16 protein-coding genes are annotated in these 16,800 nt (G+C 67.9%); 3 read left to right on the top strand and 13 right to left on the bottom strand.

Features of this window, described 5'->3' with window-relative positions; translation table 11 throughout:
* Window positions 1-96 precede the first annotated feature (96 nt).
* The 8 genes from IPP91_01510 to IPP91_01475 all read right to left on the bottom strand — a co-directional run bounded on the left by IPP91_01510 (window position 97) and on the right by IPP91_01475 (window position 7,317).
* Window positions 97-345 carry a hypothetical protein gene (locus IPP91_01510; GenBank protein ID MBL0140761.1) on the bottom strand — a complete coding sequence of 83 codons (249 nt, stop codon included), beginning with the start codon at window positions 343-345 and terminating at the stop codon, window positions 97-99.
* A gap of 99 nt (window positions 346-444) precedes the next feature.
* Window positions 445-801 (bottom strand): hypothetical protein, encoded by a 357-nt coding sequence (locus tag IPP91_01505; protein ID MBL0140760.1) that lies wholly within the window; start codon window positions 799-801, stop codon window positions 445-447.
* Between the two features lie 141 nt (window positions 802-942).
* Entirely contained in the window at window positions 943-1,251 is a 309-nt protein-coding gene (locus IPP91_01500) for a hypothetical protein (GenBank protein MBL0140759.1), read from the bottom strand.
* 59 nt (window positions 1,252-1,310) lie between these two features.
* On the bottom strand, window positions 1,311-1,862 hold the full coding sequence (locus IPP91_01495; GenBank protein ID MBL0140758.1) for a cob(I)yrinic acid a,c-diamide adenosyltransferase: 552 nt from the start codon (window positions 1,860-1,862) through the stop codon (window positions 1,311-1,313).
* A gap of 8 nt (window positions 1,863-1,870) precedes the next feature.
* Window positions 1,871-2,224: a DUF1289 domain-containing protein gene (locus IPP91_01490; GenBank protein ID MBL0140757.1), complete on the bottom strand. Its 354-nt coding sequence runs from the start codon at window positions 2,222-2,224 to the stop codon at window positions 1,871-1,873.
* Window positions 2,221-3,036 carry a cobalamin-binding protein gene (locus IPP91_01485; protein ID MBL0140756.1) on the bottom strand — a complete coding sequence of 272 codons (816 nt, stop codon included), beginning with the start codon at window positions 3,034-3,036 and terminating at the stop codon, window positions 2,221-2,223. Before IPP91_01485 ends, IPP91_01490 begins: the two co-directional genes overlap by 4 nt.
* Window positions 3,037-3,039: 3 nt before the next feature.
* Window positions 3,040-4,023 (bottom strand): oxidoreductase, encoded by a 984-nt coding sequence (locus tag IPP91_01480; protein MBL0140755.1) that lies wholly within the window; start codon window positions 4,021-4,023, stop codon window positions 3,040-3,042.
* A 9-nt stretch (window positions 4,024-4,032) separates the two neighbouring features.
* Window positions 4,033-7,317, bottom strand: coding sequence for a methylmalonyl-CoA mutase family protein (locus tag IPP91_01475; protein ID MBL0140754.1), 3,285 nt, complete (start codon window positions 7,315-7,317; stop codon window positions 4,033-4,035).
* A 134-nt stretch (window positions 7,318-7,451) separates the two neighbouring features.
* Between IPP91_01475 and IPP91_01470 the strand changes: the two genes are divergently transcribed.
* The 3 genes from IPP91_01470 to IPP91_01460 are packed head-to-tail and all read left to right on the top strand — an operon-like array spanning window position 7,452 to window position 10,972.
* The gene (locus IPP91_01470; GenBank protein ID MBL0140753.1) at window positions 7,452-8,510 is read left to right on the top strand and encodes an AraC family transcriptional regulator; all 1,059 of its coding nucleotides are present in this window, start codon (window positions 7,452-7,454) and stop codon (window positions 8,508-8,510) included.
* Window positions 8,511-8,567: 57 nt separating this feature from the next.
* On the top strand, window positions 8,568-8,960 hold the full coding sequence (locus tag IPP91_01465; GenBank protein ID MBL0140752.1) for a hypothetical protein: 393 nt from the start codon (window positions 8,568-8,570) through the stop codon (window positions 8,958-8,960).
* Window positions 8,961-8,974: 14 nt separating this feature from the next.
* Window positions 8,975-10,972 carry an acetyl/propionyl/methylcrotonyl-CoA carboxylase subunit alpha gene (locus tag IPP91_01460; protein MBL0140751.1) on the top strand — a complete coding sequence of 666 codons (1,998 nt, stop codon included), beginning with the start codon at window positions 8,975-8,977 and terminating at the stop codon, window positions 10,970-10,972.
* 21 nt (window positions 10,973-10,993) lie between these two features.
* Here IPP91_01460 and IPP91_01455 read toward each other — a convergent pair whose 3' ends face one another.
* The 5 genes from IPP91_01455 to IPP91_01435 form a co-directional block, all read right to left on the bottom strand.
* The gene (locus IPP91_01455; protein MBL0140750.1) at window positions 10,994-12,046 is read right to left on the bottom strand and encodes a class I fructose-bisphosphate aldolase; all 1,053 of its coding nucleotides are present in this window, start codon (window positions 12,044-12,046) and stop codon (window positions 10,994-10,996) included.
* A 149-nt stretch (window positions 12,047-12,195) separates the two neighbouring features.
* Window positions 12,196-13,176 carry a D-2-hydroxyacid dehydrogenase family protein gene (locus tag IPP91_01450; protein ID MBL0140749.1) on the bottom strand — a complete coding sequence of 327 codons (981 nt, stop codon included), beginning with the start codon at window positions 13,174-13,176 and terminating at the stop codon, window positions 12,196-12,198.
* Window positions 13,173-14,543 (bottom strand): MmgE/PrpD family protein, encoded by a 1,371-nt coding sequence (locus IPP91_01445; GenBank protein ID MBL0140748.1) that lies wholly within the window; start codon window positions 14,541-14,543, stop codon window positions 13,173-13,175. Before IPP91_01445 ends, IPP91_01450 begins: the two co-directional genes overlap by 4 nt.
* A 3-nt stretch (window positions 14,544-14,546) precedes the next feature.
* Entirely contained in the window at window positions 14,547-15,521 is a 975-nt protein-coding gene (locus tag IPP91_01440; GenBank protein MBL0140747.1) for a tripartite tricarboxylate transporter substrate binding protein, read from the bottom strand.
* Window positions 15,518-16,225, bottom strand: coding sequence for an FCD domain-containing protein (locus IPP91_01435; GenBank protein ID MBL0140746.1), 708 nt, complete (start codon window positions 16,223-16,225; stop codon window positions 15,518-15,520). The genes IPP91_01440 and IPP91_01435 overlap by 4 nt, the downstream gene beginning before the upstream one ends.
* Between the last annotated feature and the right edge of the window lie 575 nt (window positions 16,226-16,800).

Raw genomic sequence — 16,800 nt, 5'->3', positions numbered from 1 at the left:
ACCACACCTAGTTGAGCGGCCGGCCACGCTGCCGCTTCGCGCCTCAGCGGCGCGCCACAATGACCCACGGCCCGCTCGAACGCGGTGTTAGATTGCTTACGCCTCATTCTTCCATCGCTTACGAAGACCGTATTTCGCGAGGTGTTCATCGGTAGCTTGAAAGTCGGCGGTACCCGTCCAGGTATACGACAGCGTCACCGAATCGGAATCGGCCGACTCAATCTCCACGTCGATTACACCGGGAATCGTGCCGATGCCATTTAGTGCATCTGTCTCCATTTCATTCGCGCTCTGCGAGGTTGGCGATCGCAAAACTGTTACGGTGTTTCTCGGCGGACCGCTCATTTTCTGTCTCCAACGACGCGATGACGCTTCAGTAAGCAATCTAACGTTTGAATTCACCGGCCTGCGCGGCTTTTCGCGCAGGTCCGGTGGAATGATTTGTTAGGACTCCTTCTTGCCATTTATAGCTTGCGTTTCATGCCGAAGTAATCCTGCCGCGACAAAGTTAGCACCGACCCCTGCACCAGTAAGGAGAATGAATTCCGAGAAAAAACCGGACAGCATTTGGTCTTTGAATGCGGCCTTTCCAATTAAGGCTAACGCTAATGAAACCGCCAAGAAGAAAAAGCCTCTTGTTTCAAGAGACCACTTCGAAAATAAGAAGACACAGAACATGCAGAGCCAGAACACTAGGAAGGCGCTGAAAGGGGTCAGGAGCGAGTCATACACTGCGAGAATTGGAAAGAAAACAAGTGTTAAGAGACCCAGTGCGCCCCATTTCATGATTTTGTTATTCATACACTTCCTTTTTCCTTGACAATTGAGTCCTAACGATAAATAGGGAGCGCCCGGCGGGCGCTCAAGTCATATATTGGCATATGTTAATGGATACCAGTAGCTGTGGAAATATGCGGCTATATATCTCGTCCTGCGCGTTTCCTACCGCTCCCCCTCCTCCACAACCCGCTCCTCCAACCCGAGTTCCCGCACCGTCTTCCAGTCGATTTCCCAAAGGCGATGCCGCGACCGCCAGATGCCCCCGGCGGCCTTGATCCTCCCGCGAAGCTCGATCTCCCCGTAGTCGATGCGCACCCCGACCAGGTCGCCGGGCTCGCGCCGACGCTTCCGCGGGCGAGGCGTCCACGGCGCGCTCTCGACGATCAGCTCCACCGTCTTCAGCCGAAGCTTGCGTTCCGCATCGTAGCGATAGCGCACGCGAACCAGCCGCTCGCCGTATTGCGCGAGCAGCTTCTTGGTTCCGTTCTGCCCGGGGGCGAGGCTGAGGCGCGAACCCTATCCGATTGCCGCTAGGGGCCCTTCCGGGGCTGCCAAAGGACGTCCGTGCGGCCGGCGGCGCGATTGAGTACCCGCGCGATCACGAAGAGCAGGTCCGACAGCCGATTGATGTAGCGCCGCCCCCCGCCCCCGCCGGCTTGCTGCTTGTCGAGCGCGACGAGCGTTCGCTCGGCCCGGCGGCAGACGGTGCGCGCGACGTGCGCATCGGCGGCGACCATCGTCCCGCCCGGCAGGATGAATTCCTTCAACGGGGAAAGCGGCTCGTTGAAGGCGTCCAGCTCGCGCTCCAGGCGCGCGGCGTGGCTCTCGTCGATCTTTGCCACGCCCGGCTGGCACAGCTCCGCGCCCAGTTCGAAGAGATCGTGCTGGACACGCTCCAGGCACCCGCGAACTTCCGGGGGCACCTCGTGCGCCAGCACGCGGCCGATGCAGGAATTTAGCTCGTCAACGGTACCCATCGCCGCGACGCGAAGCTCGTCCTTGCCGATGCGCGAGCCGTCGGCGAGCCCGGTCGTACCGTCGTCGCCCGTGCGGGTGTAGATCTTCGAGAGTCGGTGTCCCATGGCATTCCTCAGGTGGCGGCCGCCGCGAGGCACGCGGGGCACAGGCACGTGGCGCCAAGCTTCGGCGTCACGACCGGATAGTATCCGCACCAGCACGCCCCTTCCGGGCCGTTGGCGCCGCAGCCGAACGCGATGCCGCATTGCGCGCAGCTTCGCGGCTCGAGCGGTGTGGCGACTGCATCGATCCGCCGGCGGCGCTCGGGAAGCTGCCCGATCACCTCGGCGCGCTCCTGCGGCGTCATCGCCACCCACACGGCGATCTCGTCGGCCGTGCGGCAGCAGCCGAGGCACGCGCGCCCCGCCGCGTCGAGGGTACAGACGCCGATGCAGGGCGACGCGATCTTCCCGGGCAGCGCGTTCATGCCGCCACCATGCACCGGTTTCCGCGCCCCGCCCAGCGGGCGATGATGGCCTGCAGCGCGTCCAGCCCGTCGGTGAGCGCTGCGGGGCCCGGCTGCAGGATGAGCGGCGACTTCACCTCGTGCAGCTCGCTGTCGCGCACGGCCGGAATCGCGGACCAGCCGGGGCGAGAGGCCACTTTCTCCGGCCGGAACTTCTTGCCGCACCACGATCCGATGATGATGTCGGGGGCGCGGCGGGCGACTTCCGCGGGGTCGGCCAGGATCCGGTCCCGCCCCATGGCACACGCGGCCCTTTCCGGGAAGATGTCCTGGCCGCCCGCGATGCCGATCAACTCGCTCACCCAGCCGATGGCGCTGATGCACGGGTCGTCCCATTCCTCGAAATACACCTTCGGATGCCGGGGCAGCGCCCGGCCCAGCGCGCGCACTGCCTCCACGCGCGCTTCGAGCAGCTCTGCGTATTCCTCGGCCCGTGCGCCCGCCCCCACCATCGCGCCCAGCCGCCGGATGTACGAGACGATGCCGTCCACTGTCCGGTGGTTCGCGATCCACACCTCGATGCCACGCTTCACCAGGGCCTGCGCGATGTCGGCCTGGATGTCGGAGAAGCCGATCACGAGGTCGGGCGTGAGCCGCGTGATCTCGTCCACCTTGGCGCTCGTGAACGCGCAGACCTTGGGTTTCTCCTTCCGGGCGCGGGCCGGGCGCACCGTGAACCCGGAGATGCCGACGATGCGCGCCTCCTCGCCCAGGGCGTAGAGCACCTCGGTCGGTTCCTCGGTGAGGCAGACGATGCGGCGCGGGTACGGCACGGCTCAGCGGTTCACGTCGACGACGGTGCGGCCGCGAACCTTCCCGTCGAGCACCGAGGGTGAGAAGGCGATCGCCTCCGAAAGCCCGATTTCAGCGGTCATGCGCTCGAGCCTGGCGGCATCGACGTGCCGCGCGACGAGATCCCAGGCGCGCTTGCGCTCGTCGTTCGGGACAAGGACGCTGTTGATGCCGTAGAGGGTGACGGCGCGAAGGATGAAGGGCATCACGGTCGAGGGGAAATCCGCGCCCTGCGCCAGTCCGCAGGCCGCCACCGCGCCGTTCCAGCGCGTTGCGGCGCATGCATTCGCGAGCGTGTGGCTGCCCACCGTGTCCACCACGCCCGCCCATCGTTCCGCCTGGAGAGGCTTGCCCGGGCTCGAAAGCTCCGCGCGATCGATGACCCGCGCGGCGCCCAGTTCGCGCAGGTAGTCCGCCTCGGCGGGCCTTCCGGTGGAGGCCACGACCGCATGACCCATTCCCGCAAGAAGCGCGACCGCAATCGACCCCACGCCGCCGGCAGCGCCCGTCACCAGCACTTCGCCATCTCCGGCGACAAGGCCGTGCCGCTCGAGGGCGCGAGCGCACAACGCCGCCGTGAAGCCCGCGGTGCCGATCGCCATCGACTGGCGCAGGCTGAACGAGGCGGGCAGGCCAAGCAGCCACCGCGCGTCCAGCCGTGCCATCTGCGCGAGCCCGCCCCAGTGGGTCTCGCCCAGCCCCCACCCGGTGACGACGACGCGATCGCCGGGCTTCCACTCCGGCACCCGGCTCGACTCGACCGTTCCCGCCAGGTCGATTCCCGGCACCATCGGCCACTTGCGCACGATGGCGCCGCGGCCGGTGATGGCGAGCGCGTCCTTGAAGTTGATGGTCGAGTACGCGACGCGAATATCCACGTCGCCCGAGGGCAGTTCTGCCTCGTCGATGGGGCGCAGCGTGGCCTTCGTCGCCTTGCCTTCCTGCGTGAGCACGATGCCGTTGAACATGCCCGCGTCCTACATGCTGCGGCGGTACTGCCCGCCGACTTCGAAGAGCGCGTGGGTGATCTGCCCCAGCGAGCAGCAGCGCACCGCGTCCATCAGCACAGCGAACACGTTTTCGTTCGCAATGACCGCGCGCTTGAGGCGTTCGAGCTGCGCGGGCGCCTCGTGCGCATGCCGCTCGTGGAAGCCGTGCAGGCGCCCGAGCTGGCTCTTCTTCTCCTCGTCCGTGGAGCGGGCAAGCTCGAGCGTGTCGTGCGCGGGATCTCCATGCGGATTGCGGAAGGTGTTCACGCCGATGATCGGGTACTCGCCGGTGTGCTTCTGGTGCTCGTAGTGCAGCGACTCTTCCTGGATCTTGCCGCGCTGGTAGCCCAGCTCCATCGCCCCCAGCACGCCGCCGCGCTCGGAGAGCGCCTCGAACTCCTTGAGCACCGCCTCCTCCACCAGCTCGGTCAGCTCCTCGATGATGTAGGCACCCTGGTTCGGGTTCTCGTTCTTCGCCAGCCCCCATTCGCGGTTGATGATGAGCTGGATGGCAAGCGCCCGCCGGACGCTTTCTTCCGTCGGCGTCGTGATCGCCTCGTCGAAGGCGTTGGTGTGCAGGCTGTTGGCGTTATCGTAGGTGGCGATCAGCGCCTGCAGCGTGGTGCGGATGTCGTTGAAGGCGATCTCCTGCGCGTGCAGGCTGCGCCCGCTCGTCTGGCAGTGGTACTTGAGCTTCTGGCTGCGCTCGTTGGCGCCGTACCGGTCGCGCATCGCCACCGCCCAGAGGCGCCGCGCCACACGCCCCATCACCGTGTATTCCGGGTCCATGCCGGCGGAGAAGAAGAAGCTCAGGTTCGGCGCGAAGTCGTCGATGTGCATGCCGCGCGCGAGGTAGGCCTCCACGTAGGTGAAGCCGTTGGCCAGCGTGAAGGCGAGCTGGGAGAGCGGGTTCGCCCCGGCCTCCGCGATGTGGTACCCGCTGATGGAGACCGAGTAGAAGTTCCTCACGCCGTGGTGGACGAACCATTCCTGGATGTCGCCCATCACCTTGAGCGAGAACTCGGTGGAGAAGATGCACGTGTTCTGGCCCTGGTCCTCCTTGAGGATGTCGGCCTGGACGGTGCCGCGCACGTTCTCCAGCACCCACTCGCGGATCTTCTGCGCCTCGTCGTCGGTCGGCTCGCGTCCGTTGTCGGCGCGGAACCTGTCGAGGTTCTGGTCGATCGCGGTGTTCATGAACATCGCGAGGATCGTGGGCGCGGGCCCGTTGATGGTCATGCTCACGCTGGTATTCGGCGCAGTGAGATCGAACCCCGAATAGAGCACCTTCAGGTCGTCGAGCGTGGCGATCGACACGCCGCTGTTGCCCACCTTGCCGTAGATGTCCGGGCGCAGGTCCGGCTCCTGGCCGTAGAGGGTCACCGAGTCGAAGGCCGTCGAAAGGCGCTTGGCCGGCATGGACTCGGAGAGCATCCTGAAGCGCCGGTTGGTGCGGAAAGGATCGCCCTCGCCCGCGAACATGCGCGTGGGGTCCTCGTTCTCGCGCTTGAACGCAAACACCCCCGCTGTAAAGGGAAATGAACCCGGCACGTTTTCCAGCAGCAGCCACTTGAGCAGCTCGCCGTGGTCCTCGAAGCGCGGAAGCGCCACCTTGCGGATCTTGCTGCCGGAAAGCGTGGTGTGCGTGAGCGCGGTGCGCACTTCCTTGCCGCGGATCTTCACCACGTACTCGTCGCCGCCGTAGGCCTGGCGCATTTGCGGCCACTGGTCGAGGAGCTTCCTCGCCCGCGCGTCCAGCTTCGACTCGCGATCGGCGGCGAGCGCCCCCAGATTCGCGTTCTCCTCACGGCACTCGGCCACAAGCATCCGGCGCGCTTCGGTCAGTTGCTGGCGTTCGCGCGCGATCCGCGCCTGGCCGGCCGCGTGCTTCTTGTAGCCGCGCATGGCTTCCGAGATTTCAGCCAGGTAGCGCGTGCGGTTGGGCGGAATGATCGGTGTCTGGTGGGTGCTGTGGCGCGTCGCCACCGCAGGAAGCCGGGATGCGCCTGTGGCGAGCCCCAGCGAGGCGAGCTTCGGCAGCAGCGCCTGGTACAGAGCCGTCACGCCGTCGTCGTTGAAGCGCGACGCCACGGTACCGAAGACGGGCATCTGGTCGGGGGCACGATCGAAGGCCTGGCGGTTTCGCTGCACCTGCTTGGAAACGTCGCGCAGCGCATCGGCCGCGCCCTTGCGGTCGAACTTGTTGATCGCGACGAAGTCGGCGAAGTCGAGCATGTCGATCTTCTCGAGCTGGCTGGCCGCCCCGTACTCCGGCGTCATCACGTACAGGCTCGCGCCGACGAGCGGAACGATCGCCGCGTCGCCCTGGCCGATGCCCGAGGTTTCCACGACGACCAGGTCGAAGCCGGCGCACTTGCACGCGGCGATCACGTCCGGCAGCGCCTGGCTCAGCTCGTTGCCGGCCTCGCGCGTGGCGAGCGAGCGCATGTACACGCGCGCACCCTTCGCCCACGGGTTGATGGCGTTCATGCGGATGCGGTCGCCGAGCAGCGCGCCTCCGCTCTTGCGCCGCGACGGGTCGATGGAGATGACGGCGATCGAGAGCGCGTCGTCCTGGTCCAGGCGCAGGCGCCGCACCAGTTCGTCGGTGAGGCTCGACTTGCCCGCGCCGCCCGTGCCGGTGATGCCGAGGGTGGGCATCTGGCGCGTCGCGGCCTGCGTCTGAAGCGCCGCGCGCAGCTTCGGATCGGCCTTGCCCAGCTCGAGTGCGGTGATGAGCCTTGCGAGCGATCGCCAGCGCTTCGTGACGTCGGGCTCCGCCAGCGCGTCGAGCGAGGACGGTGCGGCCGGCGAAAGATCGAGATCGGTGTCCGAGAGAATGGAGCCGATCATCCCCTGCAGCCCCAGCTTCTGGCCGTCCTCGGGCGAGAAGAGGCGCGTCACGCCATAGGCATGCAGCTCCTTCAGCTCCGCCGGCACGATGACGCCGCCGCCGCCGCCGAAGACGCGGATCTGCTCGCCGCCGCGTTCGCGCAGCAGGTCGATCATGTACTTGAAGAACTCGACGTGGCCGCCCTGGTAGCTGGAGACGGCGATGCCCTGCGCGTCCTCCTGCAGCGCCGCGGTGACGATCTCCTCGACCGAGCGGTTGTGCCCGAGGTGAATCACCTCCGCGCCCATGCCCTGCAGGATGCGCCGCATGATGTTGATGCTGGCGTCGTGCCCGTCGAAGAGCGAGGCGGCCGTGACGATGCGCACCTTGTGCGCCGGCTTGTAGGACGCGAGCTTCTTGCGGACGGACAGGTCGGTCATGGTCGCTCCTCGGTCGTGACGACATGATAGGCCACGACGACGAGGCGGCTCCATGGCCGGCGGCGACTCATATCGTGTAAAATCCGCCATCTCTGGCTGCCCTCCGGCAGCCACAGGCTCGAGGTCAGCACACAATGGCGAAACGCCGCATCCCCGCAGTCCGTGCCGCGGATCGTGCAACAGTCGCCGCCGGCTTCGTGACCGGGCTCCTGGCCGGCTTCGCCGAGCGCGGCCTCGACCTCGCGGCCCTCTTGCGCGAGGCCGGCATCGACCCCGCCGTGCTATCCCATCTGCGACTGCGCGTGCCCCTGCCCGCCTACGTGGCGCTCTACGGCGCGGCCATCCGCGCGCACGGAGACGAGGCCTTCGCCCTCTTCGAGGCGCCGCTGCGCCCGGGCACCTTCGAATTCCTCTGCCGCGGCGTCATCGGGGCGCAGCGCCTGGACGAGGCGCTCGATCGCGCCGCGCGCTTCCTGGGCCTCGTCCTGCCGCAATTGCGCATCGCCGTGAACCGAGGCCAGCCCGCCGCCACGCTCGTGATCGAGGAGGTCCGGCCCCTGAGGCCGAAGGCGAACGACCCCTGCCGCGTGTTCGCCTTCGAGTGGCTCCTGCGCCTGCTGCATGCGTTGGCGTGCTGGCTCGCCGGCCGCAGCCTTCGCCTGGACGCCGTGCGCTTTCCCTACGCGCGGCCCGCGCACGCTTCGGACTACGGGCTCATCTACACGGAGCACTCGTCCTTTCCCGGCCCGCGGCTCGAGGCGACACTCGACGACCGGCTCCTCGACCTGCCGGTGCGGCGCGACGAAGCCGCGCTCGCCACGTTCCTTGACGGCGCCCCCGGCAAGATCACCATGCTCTACCGGCGCGACAGGGAGCTTGCGCAGGGCCTGCGCGCAATCCTCGCGCGCGCGCTCCCCCGCGCTGTCGGTCTCGAGGAGGCGGCCCGCGAGATGAATGTCTCCCCACGCACGCTGCACCGCCGCCTGCAGGACGAGGGCGTCAATTTCCGCGCCGTGCGCGACGCCCTGCGCCGCGATCTCGCGCTGGCGCGGCTCGCAACGCCGGGCGAGACGGTCGCCCGCGTCGCCGCGGACCTGGGCTATTCCGAGCCTTCGGCATTCTTCCGCGCCTTCCAGGCGTGGACGGGCGAGGCGCCCAGCGCGTGGCGCAGGCGCTTCGCCTCGCGGCGATAGGGTGCCCGCACACGGCCGAAGTACAATAATGACGTCCCAATCTCGAGGCACAAGACCATGTTCGACGCGATCTCGATTCCATTCGGCGCCAAGATGCTGTTCAACACCGCACGGCTCAAGCCCGGCACGAGCATCGACGATGTCGAACTCGCGCTCGGCGAGATGTGCAACACGGTGAAGGAAACCTACGGAGGCGCGAAGGGCGGCTTCATCGCCGGCCAGGTCTTCCGCTTCACCGGCTTCGCCTCGACCGAAGGCTCCCTCGGGACGCCGAAGCCGGCCGACGAGCACCTCGCCATCGTGACCTACTGGAACTCCTTCGAGGAGCACGAGCGCTCGCACGCCGACGCCGTGTTCAAGGCCAAGTTCGAGGCGCTGGCCTCCCATTGCACCGAAACCCGCGAGCTTGGCTACGAGCTTCTCTGGCAGGGTGCGCCGGAAGTCGCCTGAGACCGCGGCTCACGATGTTCGACAAGATCCTCATCGCCAACCGCGGCGAGATCGCCTGCCGCGTGATGCGCACCTGCCGCGCGCTCGCGGTGCGCACCGTTGCCGTCCACTCCGAGGCCGACGCGAAAGCGCTGCACGTGGAGATGGCCGACGAGGCGTGGGCGATCGGCGGGCCGCGCCCGGCCGATTCCTACCTGCGCGGCGATCGCATCATCGAGGTGGCGATGGCCAGCGGCGCGCAGGCCATCCACCCGGGCTACGGGTTCCTCTCGGAGAACGAGGGCTTCGCGCGCGCCGTCGAATCGGCGGGGCTCGTGTTCATCGGCCCCACGCCCGAGGCCATCGGCAAGATGGGCCTCAAGGACCGCGCCAAGGCCATCCTCGAGAAGGCCGGCGTGCCGGTCGTGCCCGGCTACCACGGCGAGAAGCAGGACGATGCGCTGCTGCGTGGCGAGGCCGCGAAGATCGGCTTCCCGCTCCTCGTGAAAGCCATTGCCGGCGGCGGCGGTCGGGGCATGCGCCTCGTCCTGACCGCGCAGGAGTTCGACGCCCAGCTCGCGGCCGCGCGGCGCGAGGCGAAGAACGCCTTCGGCGATGACCGCGTGCTGCTCGAGCGCTTCGTCCAGGGCCCGCATCACATCGAGTTCCAGGTGTTCGGCGACACCCACGGCAACTTCGTCCACCTCTTCGAGCGCGAATGCTCCATTCAGCGCCGCCACCAGAAGGTGCTCGAGGAATCGCCCTCCCCGTTCCTCGACGACGCGCTGCGCAGCCGCATGGGCAAGGCCGCGGTCGCGGCCGCTAGCGCCATCGGTTACCGCGGCGCGGGAACGGTGGAATTCATCGTCGGCGCCGACCGCGAGTTCTTCTTCATGGAGATGAACACGCGCCTGCAGGTCGAGCACCCGGTGACGGAGATGATCACCGGCGAGGATCTCGTCGAATGGCAACTGCGCGTGGCCGCGGGCGAGCCGCTGCCGCTCTCGCAGTCCGAAATACTCACCGGCGGGCATGCGATCGAGGTGCGCCTCTGCGCCGAGAACCCCGATAACGGCTTCCTGCCGGAGACTGGCCGCGTTGCGGTGCTGCGCACGCCGCCCGAGGCACCCGACGTGCGCCTGGACACGGGCATCCGCGAGGGCGACGCGGTGAGCGTCTTCTACGATTCCATGATCGGCAAGCTCGTGAGCTGGGGCGACAACCGCGAGGAAGCCGCGCGGCGGCTGCTCTCCGCGCTTGCGCAGACCGAGATCCTCGGTGTGCGCACCAACCTCGCCTTCCTCGAGCGGCTCGTGGCCCACCGTGCGTTCCTGGCCGGCGAGACCGACACGGCGTTCATCGAGACGCACCGTGCCGATCTCCTGCCGCCCGTGGGCGAGCTTCCCCTCGAGGCCCTGGTGGCCGGCGCTGCGCGGGTGCACCTCGACGAGCGCGCCGCGCGGACTGGCACGTCCCCCTGGGATGACGCGGGGGGCTGGCGGCTCAACCAGCCGGCTGCACGCACCCTCGAGTTCCGCCGCGCCGACGCAGAGTCGGTGACGGTGGAGGCCGAGATGGGCGCGGGCCACGCGATGATCCGCTTCGCAGGCCGCAGTCATCGCGTGGTTCTGGGGCCTTCCGACGGCGAGCGGCTGCAGATCGCGCTCGACGACGAGACCTTTTTCGCGCGCGTGGTCCGGCACGGGGACCTGCTGTCCGCCTCGACTCCCTCGGGCCGGCACGAGCTGCGGCTCGTCGACCCTTTCCACTACGAGCCTGCCGATCTCCTGCCCGATGCGCGGCTCACCGCGCTCATGCCGGGGCGCGTGGTGAAGCTCCTCGCGGGCGTGGGCGATGCCGTCTCGAAGGGCCAGTCGCTCATGATCCTGGAGGCCATGAAGATGGAGCACACGATCGTGAGCCCGCGCGACGGCGTGATCGAGCGTGTCGCCTACGCCGAAGGCGACCTCGTGCCCGCCGACGCGCTCCTGATCAACTTCCGCGAATCAAAGGGGACAGACCCCATTTCCTGAAAAGGGGTCTGTCCCCTTTATTCAGGCGATGGTCACCTTCGGGGACAGGTAGACGTCCTGGATGGCGTTGAGCAGCGTAACGCCCTCTGCCATGGATTTCTGGAACGCCTTGCGACCGGAGATGAGGCCCATGCCGCCGGCCCGCTTGTTGATGACCGCGGTCCGAACGGCCTGCGCCAGGTCGCCTGCGCCCGTCGACTCACCCCCGGAATTGATGAGCCCGGCGCGCCCCATGTAGCAGTTGGCCACCTGGTAGCGGACGAGATCGATCGGGTTGTCCGTCGTGAGTTCGGAATACACCTTGGGATGGGTCTTCGAGAACCCGATGGCGTTGAAGCCGCCGTTGTTCTCGGCCATCTTCTGCTTGATGATGTCGGCCTCGATGGTGACGCCGAGGTGGTTGGCCTGGCCGGTCAGGTCCGCCGCCACGTGATAGTCCACGCCGTCCTTCTTGAACGCGTTGTTGCGCAGGTAGCACCACAGGATCGTGGCCATCCCCTTCTCGTGCGCGTGCTTGAAGGCCTGGGACACCTCCCAGATCTGGCGGCGCGATTCCGCCGAACCGAAATAGATCGTCGCGCCCACCGCGACCGCGCCCAGGTCGAAAGCCTGGTCCACGTCGGCGAAGAGGCTCTGGTCGAAGGTATTCGGGTAGGAAAGCAGCTCGTTGTGATTGAGTTTCACGATGAACGGGATGCGGTGGGCGTAGCGCCTGGCGACGGAGCCGAGTACGCCGAGCGTCGAGGCAACGCCGTTGCACCCGCCCTCGATCGCGAGCCGCACGATGTTGGCCGGATCGAAGCATGCCGGGTTCGGCGCGAAGGAGGCCCCTGCCGAGTGCTCGATGCCCTGGTCAACGGGCAGCAGCGACAGGTAGCCGGTGCCGGCCAGGCGGCCGTGGCCGAACAGCGCCGCAAGGCTGCGCAGGACCGGCGGCCTGCGGTCGGAATCGGAAACCACGCGGTCGATGAAGTCCGGCCCGGGCAGGTGCAGGCTTTCCTTGCGAATGCCGCGGCAGGAATGGCCCAGGAGCGTATCGGCGTCGGCGCCGAGGAGGGAGAGGATGTCGGTCATGGCGTACTCCACGAGGCGCGTGGCCGTGGCCCCCATGGCCCGGGCCCTCGCGCGGAATCACCTCATAGCCTGCGGGCAGCAGGACCGCAGGGCAAGCCCCCCTCCTTGACCGCGATCAGCAAAGCACGGGGTATTCACCTCCGCGAGGCTCAGCCCGGCGGCGGGAGCACCCTCACCAGCGGGCGTCCCTCCAGCCACGCGTCGAGGCATTCGACCATTCCCCGGGCGAATTTCTCGTAAACGGGCCGGGCCACGAAGCCGACGTGCGGCGTGAGCACCACGTTGGCGAGCCTTCGCAGCGGGAAATCCGCAGGCAGCGGTTCCTCGTCGAAAACGTCGAGCGCGGCGATGCCGGGGCGGCCCGCTTCCAGCGCGGCAGGCAGCGCGGTCATGTCGATGAGCGTGGAACGCGACGTGTTCACCAGGATCGAGTCCGGACGCATCGTCGCAAGCCGCCCGGCATCGAGCAGCCTGCGAGTCGCCTCCGACGGCACGAGGTGCAGGCTCACGACTTTCGACGTGGCGAGAAGCTCCTCGAGCGGCACCGCCTTAGCCCCGCCCGCCGCTGCCCGCTCCGGCGTCATGTGCGGGCTCCACGTGACGAGTTCCATGCCGAAGGCCTTTCCCACGAGGCCCACGCGCTGGCCGATCTCGCCGAAGCCCACGAGCCCGAGACGCTCTCCCCGGAGGATGCTGGCGAGCGCTCCACCATCGCGCCAGCGCCCCTCGCGGACCATCGCCATGCCCGCCTCGAGGCGGCGTGAGGCCGCCAGCATGAGCGCCCAGGTGTGCTCCGCCGTGCTGTCCTTGCCCGGATCCTTCTCGGTGTGGCTCACCGGGATGGCGCGCGCCGCGAACGCCGCCGCGTCGAGCTGGGTGTTGCGCACGCCGGTATAGACGAGATAGCGCAGCTTCGGCAGCTGCGCAAGGAGATCCGCCTTGAAGGGCGTGCGGTCGCGCACGACGGCAATGGCGTCGGCGTCACGGATCGCATCGAGGAGCGCGGCACCGCGAAGCTTTTCCGAGTGGACCACGACGTCCGCCTTGCCGTCGATGGCGGTCCAGTCTGCAAAGCGCCGCATCGCCTGCTCGTAGTCGTCGAGGACGACGATCGTCTGCCGTGCGCTCATGGCCGCGCCAGCGCCGCGAGCGCCTGCACGGTCGGCGCCTTCTCGAGCTCCCAGCAGGCGGCGATCAGGCTCGCTGCGCGCTCCGCGCCGATCACGGGTTCGGCCAGCATCCGGAACTTGCCCTCGAGGTCGGCATCCGTCATCGGCCTTTCCAGCGAGCCGATGGCATGTTCCACGAAGACGTGCTCGCGCCTTCCGTCCTTCATCACCGCGGTCACGTCCGCCGAGGCCTCGCCGATGGAATCGTCCACGGTCGCGACGACCTTGCGGCGCAGCGCCGTCACGTCCTCGCGGCGCACGATCGCGTCACCGTATTCCGATTCCCCCGCCCGCCCGAAGATGAGGCCCGCGGCGCAGCCGTGGTACACGCTGAACTTGCCCTGCAGGCCGTCCTGCGGCTCCTTCTTGCCCGTGAGTTCCAGCACCAGCGAGTGCACCTTGAGCTCGATGCGCTCGACCTCCTGCGCGTTCACGCCGCGGGCGCGAAGCTGCGCGCAGGCGTCGATGGCGGGATGGATCACGATGCCGCACGCGAAGGGCTTGTAGGTGTTGAAGGAGATCTCGAAGCGCTCGCCCAGCCCTTCGGTCGCTTCATTCCAGTCGCACTTGGTGGAGACGACCTGGACAAAGCCGCGCGGCGCCTCGACGGCTTTCGCGCTCGCCGTGAATCCGTTCTTCGCGAGCAGTGCCGAGAAGAGTCCGGCGCGTGCAGCGCCCCCGGGATGGAAAGGCTTGGTCATGGTGCCGAACTGCTCGCGCATCCCGACGGGCTGGGAGGCTGCGATGCCAAGCGCCATGGCGGTCCTTTCCTCGTCGAGGCTCAGCAGTCGCGCGCAACCGGCCGCCGCCCCGAGCGTTCCCGTCGAGCCGGTGATGTGCCAACCACGATCGTAGTGATCCGGGTACATCACGTTCCCGAGCCGGCACGACACGTCGATGCCCAGGACCAGCGCGTCGATGACCTGGCGCCCCGACGCCCCGGTGGTTTCGGCCAGCGCGAAGATCGCGGAGGCGACGGGCCCGGCCGGATGGATGATGGTCTTCAGGTGCGTGTCGTCGAAATCGAAAGTATGGGAACTGATGCCGTTGATGAGCGCTGCGCTGCCCATGTCGACCCGCTCCGAACGCCCGAGGAGCGTCGCCTGCCGGGACGGCTGCAGCATGGCCACCGCGTCGAGCGCGGCCTGCGCAGCCTCGTGGCGCGCGGCACCGACCGCACAACCCACCCAGTTGAGGAAGGTGCGGTGCGCCTCGTGGTCCACGGTGCGGCGCCAGCCGCGCGACGGATGCGTGGCGACGAAGTGCGCGAGCGTACGGGTGACGGGTGGGGCGTCGAGGTCGGCTGCGACCTGGGTATTGCGTGCCATCGTTCAGTTCTCGAGGGAGATCTTGCGATCGCGGGCAAGCGCGCTCCAGCGCGCGATGTCGGCCTGGATGAAACGGCCGAACTCCTCCGGGGACATCGGCATCGGCTCCAGGGCCTCTCCGGCGAGCCGGGTGCGAAGCGCCGGGTCGGCCAGCGCCTTGTTGATCTCCTCGTTCAGCCTGCGCGTCACCGCCTCCGGCATCTTCGCCGGGCCGACGATGCCGTACCACTGCACGCCGTCGAAGCCCTTGTAGCCCGATTCCTCGAAGGTGGGCACGTCCGGCAGCAGCGGGTGGCGCTTGAGGCCGGTGACCGCGAGGGGGCGCATCTTGCCGGCCCTGATGTGCGGAATGGCCGCCGCCAGCCCCGGCATCATCAATTGAGTCTGTCCGCCCAGGAGGTCGGTGATCGCCGGACCGATGCCGCGGTAGGCCGCGTGCGTGGCATCGATGCCCGAGGCGGCCTTGAACTGCTCCATCGCCAGATGCGTGAGCGTACCCTGCCCCGCCGAGCCGTAGCTCAGCTTCCCGCCATTCGCCTTCGCGTACTCGACGAATTCCTCGAGGTTCTTCACCGGCACCGAGGGGTGCACGACCAGCACGTTGGGGGTGCCGCCCACCATCGCGATCGCGGTGAAATCCTTCACGGCGTCATAAGGCACCTTGCGAACCGCAGGATTGGTGCCGTGGGTGGCCACGTAGCCCACCATCAGCGTGTACCCGTCCGGCGCGGCCCGTGCCACCACCTGGGAGGCGATCACGCCGCCGCCCCCGGAGAGGTTCTCGACGATGAACGACTGGCCCATCGTGCGCGTGAGCTGTTCGGCTACGGTGCGGCCGACCAGGTCCACGCCTCCCCCCGGTTGCACGGGGGCGACGATCTTGACCGTCTTGTTCGGGTAGCCCTGCGCGCCAGCAATGCCCGGCAACAGGACGGCGGCGAGAATCGAGGCGGCAAGGGCGAAGCAGCGCGATCTCATGATGATCTTTCCTCCGAGAGGTGGGTTTCGAGACGCTGGCGTGCGGCGCTTACGTGGTTGGTCAGGAGTCCGCCCACGCGTGCCGGGTCGGCCTCGCGGATGGCCTTCGCGATCGCGTCGTGCTCGGCGATGGAGGCGGCCATGCCCACGGGCTGGGCGAGGTTCTTCAGCCGCCAGAGATGCAGGTGCTGGACGATGCCCCGGTAGGTGTCCGAGAGCTTGCCGTTGCCCGCCGCCTCCACGATGGCCCAGTGAAAGCGCAGGTTCTCCGCATAGTACGCAGGCACGTCCCCGCGGCGCGCCGCCTTGCGCATCGCCGCCGTGGCGGTATCGAGGAACCGGGACAGCGCCCTGCGCGGCACCTCGGCGAGCGCCGCGGCGCGCGTGCCGGCATGGCCGTCGAGCACCCCCCGCAACTCGTAGAGATCCGTCACCTCGCCTGGGGCGAGTTCGCGGACGAACACCCCCGCGTTCTTGCGCGAGACGACCAGGCCCGTGGCCTCGAGCTCGCGCAGCGCCTCGCGCACCGGCACGCGCGACACGCCGAGGCGCCCGGCCACGTCCGGCTCGTTGATCCGGCTTCCCGGCGCGAGTTCCCCGCGCAGGATGATGCCCAGGATGTCGTCGCGCACCACCTTCGCGAGCGAAACATCGCGAACGGAGGCGATCGATGACGGAGTCGGGTGTCGGATCCAGGGGAACATGGCGGGCATCAGCATATCGTATACGATATGAATATCAAGCCCCGTCACCCGGCACCGCAGCCACAGCCGGATCGGCGCCAAGACTTATAATCGCCGTAACGCTTCCCGACCCGAAACACCCCCCCGCCCGCCCCGCCGGCGGACGACTCCGAGGAGAATTCCATGGCCGCAAGCTTCCAGGCCGTCGCGCAGGCCGTTCCCGCCGTGAAGTTGCTCATCGACGGCGAGTTCGTCGATTCGAAGAGCACCGAATGGAAGGATGTGGTTAACCCCGCCACGCAGCAGGTCCTCGCCCGGGTGCCTTTCGCCACGCCCGCCGAACTCGACGCCGCCGTGGCTGCCGCGGCGACGGCCTACGCGACCTGGAAGCACACGCCGGTGGGCGCGCGCATGCGCGTGATGCTGCGGTTCCAGGCGCTCATCCGGCGCGACATGGCGAAGCTCGCCGCCTGCCTCACGCGCGAGCAGGGCAAGACGCTGGCCGACGCCGAAGGCGACGTCTTCCGCGGGCTCGAGGTCGTGGAGCACGCCTGTTCCGTCGGCTCCATCCAGATGGGCGAGCATCTCGAACAGGT

The sequence above is a fragment of the Betaproteobacteria bacterium genome, from assembly GCA_016720855.1.
In the GTDB taxonomy this organism is placed as follows: domain Bacteria; phylum Pseudomonadota; class Gammaproteobacteria; order Burkholderiales; family Usitatibacteraceae; genus FEB-7.
The sequence above is the reverse complement of the archived record's forward strand: the minus strand, read 5'-3'. Positions and strand labels throughout refer to the sequence as shown.